We start from the raw sequence: 13,168 nt of genomic DNA on the forward strand, positions 1-13,168 counted from the left end.
GCGACGCTCAGACTGAACTGCTAAGGACGCTCAAGATAGCGCGAAGCGAAGTCGAGGAAGTAGGGCCAGTTCGGGCCGGGCGTGTGGCCGCCCTCATGCTGCCGGAACGCCAGCTCGCCGTCGGCCACCAGGGTCAGCGGCTTCGGAAAGGCCGTGACGCCCAGGTCGCGCGCGCCCAGCAGCCGATAGACCGGACCGGCGGCGACGGCGGCCATGAACATGCCGCGCGAGTCCACCCAGCCGTCGGCCTGGTCGTTGCCGACGCTGATGAACAGCGGCCGGGGCGCACAGAGGGCGATCAATTCGTGGGCGTCGACCGGCAGGTCGTCGACGGTCAGCGGCCCGGCGTAACGCAGGAAGTTGCCGGCCATCCAGTGGTACTCGCCGCTGGCCGCCAGGTTTTCCAACTGCTCGCCGCGCTTGCGCCGATGCAGCTTGGCCCCGCCCTCGCCGGACGAGGCGACCAGCCCGGCCGCGAAACGCTGGTCGTAGGCCATGGTCACCAGGGCCGCCTTGCCGTAGCGCGACAGCCCCTCGATCGCCACGCGGCGGTCGTCGACGGCCGGGTCGGTCGCCAGGAAGTCCAGCACCCGGCTCGCGCCCCAGGCCCAGGCCCGCAGAGCGCCCCAGTCGTCCGGCGCGCGCGGGCGGCCGTGATTGACCAGGCCGATGACGCCCCGGCTCAGCCCCGCGCCGTTGTCGGGCTGGACGCTGGTCGGGTCGAGGATCGCATAGCCCCAGCCCCGGGCCAGGACCAGGTCGCGCCAATCTGCTTCAGGGAGGGCGGGTCCGGGCTGCGCGGGTCGCCCCTTCATCCAGGGCGCGCCGTCGGGAAAGCCGAACTCCAGGATCAGCGGCCGCCTGCCCCTGCCCTCCGGCGTCACCAGCAGCAGGTCCAGGCTGACCGAGACGGCGGGATAGGCGCGGTTGTCGAGATCCCCGGCCAGCCGCCGTTCAAACACCGCGACGCCATTTCGGACGTCGTGCTTCTCGCTGACCACCCGCCAGCGGACCGCCGGCGTGCGCCTGGGCACGCGGCCGTGCTCCTCGCGCGAGAACAGCTCGACCAGTTCAGGCCGACGGCGCTTCCACCAGTCGTCGGGCGTGGCGACCGGACGACCGTCCGCGAACGCCAGCGGATCGGGCAGCAGGCTGAAGGGGCCGGCCTTGGCCTCGTCCTGGTTGACGAAGTTGGGCGCGGCGGAATTGTAGCCGTCGACGCCCGGCCGCAGGGACTTGATCCCCAGGCGGTCGAGCATCAACCGGTGGTCCTGCTCGGCGGTCAGGCCGGTCGGCGCGGGCGTCGTCTGGGCGTGGGCGAGACCGCCGGCGAACGCCACCAACGCCGCGCCGATCAGCGCCCCCTTTATTCGCTGGGGCGCCCAGCGTTTCACGCCCGCACCGGCGCCGCCTGGAACGCCGCCGCCACCGCCTCGCGCATCGGCTTGGGCTTGTAGGCGTCGTCATACAGCGTCGCGCGCTTGGGCAGGCCGTCCTTGCGGGGCGTGAAGTTCTGCAGCCAGGAATATTTGTCGACCATGCCCCAGGCGAGCACCTCCTTGGTCTGGCGGTAGTCCAGCATCAGGTCGAGATAGGCCTTGGCGACCGCCGCCCCCGCCGCGTCGCGGGCCGCGACGTCGCCGGGCAGGTCGCGATCGTTGACGTCGAATTCGGTGATCAGCAGGTCGTAGCCCATGCCGGTCGCCTCATCGATGAAGGCCCGCCATTGCTTTTCCTGGGGCCCGCCAAGGCTGCCAGGCGTGGCGGGATCCTCGGTGCCGAGGTGGCTCTGGACGCCCAGGGCGTCGACCGGCGCGCCACGCTTGCGGAAGCCCTCCAGCAGCTTCAACACACCGGCGCGGTGCGCCTCGTTGCCGGCCTCCCAGCCCATGTAGTCGTTATAGACCAGCCGGGCCTTGGGCGCGGCGGCGCGGGCGGTGTGGAACGCCAGGTCCAGGGTCTGTTCCTGGCCCATGGCGTCGGAGAAGACGGTGCGGCGGATCGAGCCGTCCTTGGGATCGATCGTCTCGTTGACCACGTCCCAGGAGGCGATCTGCGGATAGTGGGCCACGACCTTCTGGATGTGATCGACCAGCATGGCCTGGGCGTTCTTCGCGGCGGCGGGTCCCTTGCCGAAGTCATGGGCGTTCAGCCAGCCGGGGAACCACCGCGGATGGTGCCACAGCAGGGTGTGGCCGCGCAGGGCGATGTCGTGGGCCTTGGCGAAGGCGGCGATGCGGTCGGCTCGCTCGAAGGCGAAGGTCTTGGCGTCGGGCCGCAGGACGTACCACTTCAGCTCGTTCTCGGGGACCAGCACGCCGCACTCGTCGATCAGCACCTGACGATAGCCGGGGTCCTCCAGCGAACCGGTCAGCGAACCGGCCTCGCCCGCGCCCACCGCGCTGCCGAACTGCACGCCCTTGGCCTTGGCCAGGGCGGCGAGCGACGGTCCGGCCGCCCTGGCCAGGCCTGGAAGCGCGCTGGCGGCGGCCGCGGCGCCCCCTAACCCCATGAGATCACGTCGGGAGAAGGGAGAAGAACGGAACGCCACGATGAAGCCCTCTCAAGAACGCCGCCCAACGTCGGAACGTTGGGCGGCGAGTTTGGGGTAGAAGCCCTCGCCCCGCAGAGGGTGAAGGGTATGCGCCCAGAACGCCCCGGCCGGACAATGTCCGACCGGGGCGCCTTGGGATCTAGAAGCTGGCGCGCAGCACGAAGGTGTAGCGCCGGTCGTTCATGAACCACGACCGTCCAGCCTTGAGCAGATCGTTGTTCAGGACCTGGGTGGTCTTGGTGACCTCGTTGGTCAGGTTCACGCCCTGCACGCCGATCTTCACCTTGTCGTTGACGGTGTAGAACAGCGAACCGTCCAGTTGGCCGGTGGCCTCGTTCATGATCGGTGCGTAGGGCACGATCACGTCGCGGACCGTCAGCAGGAAGTCCGAACGCCAGTTGTAGGCCAGACGGGCCGAGATCTTGCCCTTCTCGTAGATGGCCGCGAAGTTGGCGTTGTGCTTGGACAGGCCCTGCAGCGGCAGCAGGCTGGTGTCGACCGTCGAGACACGGCCGGCGCCGACGTCGGGGTCGGTGGCCGACAGCGTGCTTTGCGGCACGCCCTTGCTGTCGATGTAGCTGTAGTTGGCGTTGATGCCAAACCCGTCGAAGGGTTTGGGCAGGAAGTCGTAGAACTGCTGGTAGGCGATCTCGAAGCCCTTGACGTGGGCCTTCTGATCCGAGTTCCCGGGCGTGGTCACCAGGACGTTGAACGTCGAGCCGTTGTTGGTGAACGGGACCCGCGCGGTGGTGTTGGTGGCCACATCGGTCAGTTCTTTCCAGAACAGGGCGAACGTCACCGAGCCGACCGGGGCGAAGTACCATTCCGCCGAACCGTCGATGTTGATCGACTGCGTGGGCTTCAGATACGGGTTGCCGACGGTGGTGTTGCCGCCGACCACGCCGTTGATGATGCCCGTCGCGTTGGTGTCCAGCTTGACGTCGTAGTAGTTGCGCGTCAGGCCCATTTCAGGCGGGGTGATCGTCTTCGAAGCGCCGAAGCGCAACTGCCAGCCGTCGGACAACGCCACCTTCACGTTCAAGCTGGGCAGCCAGTACTCGAACTTGGCGTGGGCGCTTTGCGGGATCGTGGCGCCGTTCGTGAAGTTGCGCACGGCTTGACGAGTCGTCGGCGAGAGGCCGCAGAACGCCGAAGGCACGAACGGCGGCTGGGGCTGAGGCAAGGCGTTGTAGTCGTCGATCTGTTCCTGGCAGGAGGCGTCCGTCGGCTGGATGGCGTTCGGGAACGTCAGGAAACCCGTCGCGTCCCGCGTTGTACGCGTATAGCGCAGGCCGACATTGCCGGTGACCCGCACATCGCCGTCGAACTCATGCTTGAAGCGCAGCATGGCGTAGGCCGACTTGGTCTTCTCGTTGATCGGATTGATCTCGCCCGGCGTGAAGGGTGTTCCGGCGACGGTGTTGCAGCGCTGGGCCAGAGGAACCCAGTTCTGCGGACAGCCGTCGACCAGCCGCGGGCGCCACTCGTCGCCGATCGCCAGACCGAAGGCCGACATCGCGGCGTAATCCTTGGCCGCGTTGCCGTTGTAGAACGGGCGAGCGTCGAGGCCGGTCGGAACCGGGACTTGACCGCGCATGAAGTCGGTGAACGGATAGAGCTCGGTCTGGGCGACGCTGTTGGAACCGCCCGGCGTGGTCGGGTTGCCGTTGACCTGGTCGTCGAACCAGACCGGGCCGCCACCGCCCCAGATTTCGCTCAGCACGCCCCAGTTATAGGTCGAGAAACGCGTGGTCTGATCGCGTTCGGCCCAGCGGACGCCGACCCGGGCCGAGTCCAGCCAGCTGTTCTCGGCGAAGCGATAGTCGATATCGATCTTGGCGGCGTCTTCCTTGCCCTCGCTCTGCTCGATGTGATCCATCGCCGAGCGCCAGAAGCTGTTGTACGGGTCCTGGAAGCTGTTGTGATTGCCGCGGAAATAGGTCGGGCAGCTGCCGCTGGGCGGCGCGCAGGTCGGCACGCCCGCGCCGCTGGACGGCGGGAGGAAGGTGAAGACCGGCATGTCCGAACCGTTGAGCTTCAGGTCAAGGTTCTGGAAGGTCGAGGCCCAGACGCCGACGTCCAGGTTGTCGACCGTCGAGTCGACATGCTGGTAGTCGAACGACACGCCCACGCGCTCATTCGGCGTCCACTTGAAATTGAAGCCGTAGTCGGACGTGACGTACTTCTGGTCGACGCTGCGGCTGATGTTGTTGCTTTGCAGGCCGAAGTTGGGCGTGCGCGGATCGGTGGCGCTGTTCTGGTCGTCGCGCCAGCCCTGCGGACCGGTGATGACGCCGTTGGTGAAGATGCCCTGGCTGTCGACGCCGAAGGTGGTGCCGTCGATCGGACGCGAGTCGCCTGCCGCCTGGACGTTGTCCGTGGCGATTTCCATCGCGTGCTCGTTCCATTGCTGCCTCGATTCCGAGCGCAGGTACTGGAAGGTGGCCAGCATGGTGTCGTCGTTGCTGCGCCATTGGCCGGCCGCCGCGTAGCCCGTGCGCTCGCGCTCGGTCTCGGTGCTGCGGAAGGCCGCGCCGCGCGGGAACCACACGCCCTTGCCGCCTTGCGGGCAGTTCACGGCTTGCGGATTGGCGGTCTGGGCGCTGGTGAAGTCGGTGCGGCAGCCGAAGTTCGACACCTGGGTGCCGTCGGCGCGGGTGAACAGCTTGGAGCTGACGCCGCTCAGCAGCAGGCCGAACGTACCGGCCTCGGTGTCCCACTGATCGCTGTAAAGAGCCGTGTAGGTCGGGGCCCAACGCTTGACGAAGTCGCCGTAGCTGGCTTCGGCCGACAGCGAGAGCAGCCGCTTGGTGCTGTCGAACGGCAGGCGGGTGCGCAGGTTGACCGTGCCCGAGATGCCGCCTTCGATCATGTCGGCCGAAGGGCTCTTGAACACGTCCACGCCGCCCATCAGCTCGGACGGTACGTCCGCGAAGCTCAGGGCGCGGCCGTTGTTGGCCGAGAAGGTGTCGCGGCCGTTCAGTTCCGAACGGACGAAGTTCAAGCCGCGCACGACGACGCCGCTGCCTTCGGTCGAGAAGTGGTCGGGGTCGACACCGGCGGCGAAGCGGTTGATCGCCACGCCCGGGATGCGCTGCAGCGCCTCGGTCACCGAGCGGTCCGGCAGGGCGCCGATGTCCTCGGCGGTGATCGAGTCGCCGATGATCTCGGAGCTTTGCTTGAGCTGCTGCGAGCTCTTCAGGCTCTGACGGATGCTGGTGACCACCACCTCGTCCACCGTCTGCGCTTCATCGGCCTTGGTCTGAGCCAGGGCCGGCGCGGCGATGAGCATCGCGCCGAGCGCCAGGGCCGACACGCCGTACTTGAGTTTTGAAGTTGAAGTCGCACCCGCGCATGCGGTCGCACGTTGGACATCGTCCATTTTCGTCTGCCTCCCCAGTTATTCTTTGATGGCAACGCGTTACCGCTACCATTGGTCAATTGAATCGACCATTATGGCCAGATCATATGGCAAAGTCCGTGGACGTCAAGGTAGCGGTACCTTAGTTATTCGAAAAGAAATCGGCCTATCCAACTTTCTGTTTTGTCATAACAATCAGGACAAAATCTCGAGGTTGGACCGGACAAAATCAGAGGGCTGACAGCGCTTCCCCCCGCAAGAGGGAAAGTGCGTCGTCTGACCAATCGCGCTCGACGATCTCCGGGGCGACGGGCTACGCAGGATGACCGCCCATAGAAGGCGGAGTACGGTCGCAAGAGGGGGAACGCATGGTGGGACAGGCCATTCGTAGTATTCTAATCGTCGGCGGCGGCACCGCCGGCTGGATGACCGCGGCGGCCCTTTCGGCCAAGCTCGCCGGACTGCCCATCGCCATCCGCCTGGTGGAATCGGCCGAGATCGGCACCGTCGGCGTCGGCGAGGCGACCGTGCCCCATATCCGCCATTTCAACGCCGCCCTGGGCCTCGACGAGGCCGATTTCATGCGCAAGACCCAGGCGACCTACAAGCTGGGCATCGAGTTCCGAAACTGGGGCAAGCTGGGCGACAGCTACATCCACCCGTTCGGGGCCTATGGCGCGGCGATCGGCGGCGTGGGGTTTCACCATCATTGGCTGCGGGCCCATCAGGGCGGCGACCCCACGCCGCTGGAAGCCTATTCCCTGCCGATCATGGCGGCGCGAGCGGGCAAGTTCGCCCCGCCCTCCCCTGATCCGCGCGCGCTGGCCTCGACCTATTCCTACGCCTACCAGTTCGACGCCGGCCTCTACGCCCAATACCTGCGCGCCTATGCCGAGGCGCGCGGCGTGATCCGCACCGAAGGCAAGGTGGCCGACGTCGCCCTGCGCGGCGCCGACGGCTTCATCGAGGCGATCACGATGGAGAGCGGCGAGCGCATCGAGGCCGACCTGTTCATCGACTGCTCGGGGTTCCGGGGCCTGCTGATCGAGCAATCCCTGAAGGCCGGCTACGAGGACTGGACGCGTTGGCTGCCCTGCGACCGGGCCGCCGCGGTGCCGTGCGACACGGTCGAGCCGTCGGCGCCCTACACCCGCGCCACGGCCGACAAGGCCGGCTGGCGCTGGCGCATCCCGCTGCAGCACCGGGTCGGCAACGGCTACGTCTATTGCAGCGGCCACATCAGCGACGACGAGGCCGCCGCCGCCCTGCTGGCCGGGTTGGAGGGCAAGGCCCAGGCCGAGCCGCGGTTCCTGCGGTTCGTCACCGGGCGGCGCAGGAAGCAGTGGCTCAAGAACTGCGTGGCCGTGGGCTTGTCGTCCGGCTTCCTGGAGCCGTTGGAGAGCACCAGCATCCACCTGATCCAGGTGGCGGTCACCACCCTGCTGGAGCTGTTCCCCGACCGGTCCTGCGCCCAGGCCGACCAGGACGAATACAATCGCGTCATGGACCTGGAGTTCGAGCGGATCCGCGACTTCCTGGTGCTGCACTACCACGCCACCCAGCGCACCGACGCGCCGTTCTGGAACGAGCGCCGCACGATGAGCATCCCCGACAGCCTGGCCTACAAGATGGACCTGTTCCGCGATCGCGGCGTGGTCGTGAAGTACAAGGACGGCTTCTTCCTCGAGCCCAGCTGGCTGGCGGTCTATCTGGGCCAGAACGTCGTGCCGCGGGCCTACGACCCGGTCAGCAACAGCGTGCCCGACGCCGCCCTGGCCCAGCGCCTGAAGGCGATCCGCGAGTCCATCGCCGACACGGCGCGGGCCATGCCCAGCCATGCCGACTGGATCGCCCGGTTCTGCGCCGCGGCGCCCACAAGCACGTCTGGGGAGGCCGCATGACCTCCGCCCCCCTGAGCAGCGTCGCCATCCTGGGCGGCGGGGTCGCCGGCTGGACGACCGCCTGCGCCCTGGCGCGGGTCCTGCCCGCCGATTGCGCGATCCGGGTGATCGAGACCCAGAGCGCCGCGCCGCGCGGCGCCCTGTCCACCCTGCCCGCCCTGCGCGCCTTCCACGGCCTGCTGGGCGTGGACGAGGCCGCCCTGATGCGCGCCGCGCGCGGGACCTTCAAACTGGGCGCGCGCTACAGCGGCTGGGCCCCATCCGACCAGGACCATGTCGAGGGTTTCAGCGACGCCGGGGCCAATCTCGACGGCGTGGCCTTCCACCACCACTGGCTGCGCGCCCGCGAGCGGGGCGATGTCGGTCGCTACGAGGACTACAGCCTGGCCGCCGTGGCAGGGCGGATGGGCCGGTTCGCGCCGCCCAGCGAGGATCCGCGGTCGGTGCTGTCGACCCTGTCCTATGGCCTGCACCTGGACGCGGCCGGCTATGTCGCGGTCCTAGGTTCGACCGCGAACCGCGTGGACCGCCGCGCCGGCGAGATCGCCGAGGTCGCCCTGGCGCCGGACGGCCGGATCGCCGTCGTGGTGCTGGCCGACGGCGAGCGGGTGGCCGCCGATCTGTTCATCGACGCCACGCCGGACGGCCGGCTGATCGGCGCCATGGCCGGCGGCGGCTGGATCGACGGCTCGGACGGCCTGGCCTGCGACCGCCTCGCCCTGCGCGAGATCGATCCTCGTCCCAACCCGGCGCCCCTGACCGAGTTCGAGGCGATCGCCGAGGGTTGGCTGCGGCGCGTTCCCCTGCGCGGCGGAGACGCGGTGACCCTGGCCTATGACAGTGGTCAGACCTCGGACGACGAAGCCCGCGAGATCCTGGGCGGCGAGGCGACGATCGTCCCCCTGCGCAACGGCCGTCGCGAGCGGGTCTGGTCGGGCAACTGCCTGGCCGTCGGCCCGGCGGCGGCTCAGCTGGAGCCGCTGAACGGCGACGACGCCCAGGCGATCCAGAGCGGCGTCGGCCGACTAATGGCCCTGCTGCCGAGCGCCGACGGCTCGCCCCTGGCGGCGACGGAATACAACCGCCTGATGGCCGAGGAACAGGACCGGGCCCGCGACATGGCCGTTCTCCGCTATGTCGTCGCTACGCGGACCGACCCGCTGTGGGTCCGGGCCCGGCGAACGCCGCCCTCCCCGGCCCTGGCCTACAAGCAGGCCCAGTTCGAAAGCCGGGGCCGCGTGGTGCTGTACGACGAGGAGACCTTCATCGAAGGCGCCTGGGTCGGGGCGTTCCTCGGCCATGGGATCACGCCGCGCCGCCACGACCGGCTGGCCGACCGCCTGCCCGCCGACCAGGCCGACGCGACCCTGGCCCGGCTGCGCGAGGTGATCCGCCAGGCCGCCCAGACCATGCCGCTCCACGCCGAAGCGCTGAAAGACCGCCCATGAACGCCACTCCCATTGGCGCCCCCATTCGCAAGGTCCTGGTCCTGGGCGGCGGCACGGCCGGCTGGATGACCGCGGCGGCCCTGTCCAAGGTGCTGGGCGGTCGGGTCGAGGTGGTGCTGATCGAGTCCGAGCAGATCGGCACGGTCGGGGTCGGCGAGGCCACCATCCCGCCCATCCTGACCTTCAACGGCATGCTGGGCATCGACGAGCGCGAGTTCATGCGAGCCACCCGCGCGACCTTCAAGCTGGGCATCGAGTTCCGCGACTGGACGCGCCTGGGCGACCGCTACATCCACCCGTTCGGAAGCTTCGGCCTGGATATCGAGGCCATCAAGTTCCACCAGGTCTGGCGCAAGGTCCGCGACCAGGTCGGGCCGATCGAGGACTTCAACCTGGCGGCCGTCGCCGCGCGCCAGAACCGTTTCGCCCTGCCCGATCCCGATCCGGCCAAGGTGCTGTCGAGCCTGAAATACGCCTTCCATTTCGACGCCGGGCTCTACGCCAGGTTCCTGCGCGGCTTCGCCGAGGCGCGGGGCGCGACGCGGATCGAGGGCAAGGTCGCCGACGTCGCCCTGCGCGGCGAGGACGGCTTCATCCAGTCGGTCACCCTGGAGGACGGCCGCACGTTCGAGGCCGACCTGTTCATCGACTGCACGGGCTTCCGCGCCCTGCTGATCGGCCAGACCCTGGGCGGTCGCTACATCGACTGGAGCCGCTGGCTGCCCAACGACCGGGCCGTGGCCATCCCCTGCGACACCGGCGGCGACGGCCTGACGCCCTACACCCGCGCCACGGCCGACAAGGCCGGTTGGCGCTGGCGCATCCCGCTGCAGCACCGCACCGGCAACGGCTACGTCTATTCCAGCGCCCATATCGGCGACGACGAGGCCCTGGCCAGCCTAATGGCGGGACTGGACGGACCGACCCGGGCCGATCCGAACTTCCTGCGCTTCCAGGCCGGCCGCCGCGAGCAGGCCTGGATCAAGAACTGCGTCGCCATCGGCCTGTCGTCCGGCTTCCTGGAACCGCTGGAGAGCACCAGCATCCATCTGATCCAGGCGGGGATCACCAAGCTGCTGGCCCTGTTCCCGGACAAGGGCTTCGATCCGCTGGAGATCGACGAATACAATCGCCTGACCGCCCAGCAGGTCGAGCTGGTCCGCGACTTCATCATCCTGCACTTCAAGGCCACCGAGCGGTCGGACACGCCTTACTGGGACTACGTGCGGACCATGGAGATTCCCGACAGCCTGGCCCGCAAGATCGACCTGTTCGCTGGGCGCGGCCGGCTGTTCCAGTCCGACTACGACCTGTTCGCCGAACCCAGCTGGATCGCGGTCCTCCTGGGCCAGGGGATCGTGCCGCGCCAGTACGACGCCCTGGTCGACAGCCTGCCGGAAGCCGCCCTCGTCCAACGCCTGCAACGGATGTCGGCCCTGATCGGCCAGACCGCCCAGGCCATGCCCAGCCACCAGACCTTCATCGCCCGCTACTGCGACGCCGCCACTCCTTCCGTATTGAGGCCAGCATGACCGACCAACGCCTGCGCAAGATCGTCATCGTCGGCGGCGGCACGGCCGGCTGGATGACGGCGGCGGCGCTGGGCCGTTTCCTCAAGGACGGCCACACCCAGGTGACCGTGGTGGAGTCCGAGGAGATCGGCACGGTGGGCGTCGGCGAGTCGACGATCCCGCAGATCAACATCTTCAACCGCATGCTGGGGTTGGACGAGAACGAGTTCGTCCGCCGCACCAAGGCGACCTTCAAGCTGGCGATCGATTTCGTCGACTGGAAGCAGATCGGCCACAGCTATTACCACCCGTTCGGTCCGTATGGCCTCGACATGGAGGGCGTGTCGTTCCACGCCTACTGGCTGCGGCTGAAGGCCATGGGCGAGGCCGCCGACCTGACCGAGTACTCGCTGCAGGCCCTGGCCTCGGCGCAGAGCAAGTTCATGCGGGCCAATGGCCAGCTCAACTCGCCCTTGGGCGCGCTTTCCCACGCCTATCACATCGACGCCGGCCTCTACGCCCAGTTCCTGCGCGGCTACGCCGAGGAGCGCGGGGTGCGTCGCCAGGAAGGCAAGATCGTCGAGGTCCACCAGCGCGCCGAGGACGGCTTCGTCGAAGCCGTGACCTTGCAGAGCGGCGAGCGGCTGGAGGGCGACCTGTTCATCGACTGCTCGGGGTTCCGGGGCCTGCTGATCGAGCAGACCCTGAAGACCGGCTTCGAGGACTGGTCGCAATGGCTGCTCAACGACCGCGCCGTTGCCGTGCCGTGCGAACTGGCCGGTTCGCGCCAGCCGGTGACCCGCGCCACCGCCCGTCCCGCCGGCTGGCAATGGCGCATCCCGCTGCAGCACCGCCTGGGCAACGGCTACGCCTATTCCAGCGAGCATATCAGCGAGGACGAGGCGACGGCCTACCTGCTGGCCAATATTGACGGCGCGCCGCTGCGCGATCCCTTCACCCTGCGCTTCAAGGCCGGTCGACGGCTGAAGAGCTGGAACAAGAACGTCGTGGCCATCGGCCTGTCGGCCGGCTTCATGGAGCCGCTGGAAAGCCAGAGCATCCACCTGATCCAGGTCGGCGTCTCGCGCCTGCTGGCCATGTTCCCCGACCGGCGGTTCGAGCAGCCCGACATCGACCGCTACAACCGCGTGATGCAGTTCGAGTACGAGAAGATCCGCGACTTCCTCATCCTGCACTTCCACGCCACCCAGCGCAGCGACACCCCCTACTGGGACTATCTGCGGACGATGCCGATTCCGGACTACCTGGCCGACAAGATGGCGGTGTTCAGGAGCTATGGCCGGGTGTTCCGCGAGAACGAGGAATTGTTCAACGACACCAGCTGGTTCGCGGTGATGATCGGCCAGGGGATCGAACCGCGCGGCCACGATCCGATGGCCGACGTGATGTCAGACCACGACCTGCGCGCCAGGATGGACAACATCCGCGGCGTCATCGCCAAGTCGGCGCAAGTCATGCCCGACCACATGACTTTCATCGCCGACAACTGCGCCGCCGTCTAAGTCCGCATCCCGATTCTTCTGTCAGACATCTGGTCTTTGCTCCGGTCGCGCGGCGCGAACCGTTCGTTTGCACGCAGGTTCAATTTCCAAGAACGGCCAAGGGCGAACCGTCGTTGTAAGACCGATGGCGCACGCACCTTTGTCTGATATTTACGGATTTTCAGGCGACGTTGACGTTTCATTGGGTGTTCGCTCGGCAACACCCCGCCGCAAATGGTCGGACGTTGGTTTCCCAAGAGGTATGACCTCGTTGACTTACGAGGCCTTACCTCGTAACGATCAACGCCTGTGACCGCTACCATGACTACCTTGCTCGCCGCCGAAACGCGGACGACCGAAGGGGGGAGCCGGGAGCGGTCAGAACAACAAGTGCACAGAGCACTGAGATCATTAGGGGAGAAACATGGTCCACTCGTTTCATTCGCGCGCCCTCCGCCTGGCGCTGATCGGCGCCAGCTGCCTGACCGGCCTGGCCGCCGCGCCGGCCTTCGCCCAGCAAGCCGCGCCCGCCGCGACGACGGCCTCCGATACGGTCGAAGAAGTGGTCGTCACTGGCTATCGTCGCAGCTTGGCGCAGTCGACGGTCGCCAAGCGCGAGTCGACCAGCTTCGCCGACACGATCTTCGCCGAAGACATCGGCAAGTTCCCCGACTCCAACATCGCCGAGTCGTTCAACCGCATTCCCGGCATCACCATCACCCGCGACATCACGGGCGAGGGGACGAATGTCGCCATCCGCGGCCTGGGCTCGAACTTCACCAACGTCACGCTGAACGGCGCCTCGATCGCGGTCGCCTCGTCGGGCCCGACCGACGCGCAAGGCACCGACCGCTCGGTCGACCTCAGCTTCTTCCCGACCGACCTGTTCAC

8 protein-coding genes are annotated in these 13,168 nt (G+C 67.8%); 5 read left to right on the forward strand and 3 right to left on the reverse strand.

Annotated elements, in window-relative coordinates; all coding sequences use genetic code 11:
* Positions 1-20: 20 nt before the first annotated feature.
* The 3 genes from AC1DYP_RS00720 to AC1DYP_RS00730 form a co-directional block, all read right to left on the reverse strand.
* A complete protein-coding gene (locus tag AC1DYP_RS00720; RefSeq protein ID WP_477044691.1) occupies positions 21-1,394 on the reverse strand; it encodes an alpha/beta hydrolase family protein in 1,374 nt (457 codons plus the stop codon).
* Positions 1,391-2,512 (reverse strand): endo-1,4-beta-xylanase, encoded by a 1,122-nt coding sequence (locus AC1DYP_RS00725; RefSeq protein WP_477044692.1) that lies wholly within the window; start codon positions 2,510-2,512, stop codon positions 1,391-1,393. The genes AC1DYP_RS00720 and AC1DYP_RS00725 overlap by 4 nt, the downstream gene beginning before the upstream one ends.
* 181 nt (positions 2,513-2,693) lie before the next feature.
* Entirely contained in the window at positions 2,694-5,936 is a 3,243-nt protein-coding gene (locus tag AC1DYP_RS00730; protein ID WP_477044693.1) for a TonB-dependent receptor, read from the reverse strand.
* A gap of 347 nt (positions 5,937-6,283) precedes the next feature.
* Here AC1DYP_RS00730 and AC1DYP_RS00735 point away from each other — a divergent pair, with 347 nt between their 5' ends.
* The 5 genes from AC1DYP_RS00735 to AC1DYP_RS00755 all read left to right on the forward strand — a co-directional run.
* Positions 6,284-7,816, forward strand: coding sequence for a tryptophan halogenase family protein (locus AC1DYP_RS00735; protein ID WP_477044694.1), 1,533 nt, complete (start codon positions 6,284-6,286; stop codon positions 7,814-7,816).
* Complete coding sequence (locus AC1DYP_RS00740; RefSeq protein ID WP_477044695.1) at positions 7,813-9,264, forward strand: tryptophan halogenase family protein; 1,452 nt, start codon at positions 7,813-7,815, stop codon at positions 9,262-9,264. Before AC1DYP_RS00735 ends, AC1DYP_RS00740 begins: the two co-directional genes overlap by 4 nt.
* Positions 9,261-10,796: a tryptophan halogenase family protein gene (locus AC1DYP_RS00745; protein ID WP_477044696.1), complete on the forward strand. Its 1,536-nt coding sequence runs from the start codon at positions 9,261-9,263 to the stop codon at positions 10,794-10,796. The genes AC1DYP_RS00740 and AC1DYP_RS00745 overlap by 4 nt, the downstream gene beginning before the upstream one ends.
* Positions 10,793-12,298: a tryptophan halogenase family protein gene (locus AC1DYP_RS00750; RefSeq protein WP_477044697.1), complete on the forward strand. Its 1,506-nt coding sequence runs from the start codon at positions 10,793-10,795 to the stop codon at positions 12,296-12,298. Before AC1DYP_RS00745 ends, AC1DYP_RS00750 begins: the two co-directional genes overlap by 4 nt.
* Before the next feature lie 403 nt (positions 12,299-12,701).
* Positions 12,702-13,168: TonB-dependent receptor plug domain-containing protein (locus AC1DYP_RS00755; RefSeq protein ID WP_477044698.1), on the forward strand; the 467-nt coding region annotated here is incomplete at its 3' end.

This window comes from Caulobacter sp. P1_D6 (genome assembly GCF_056406095.1).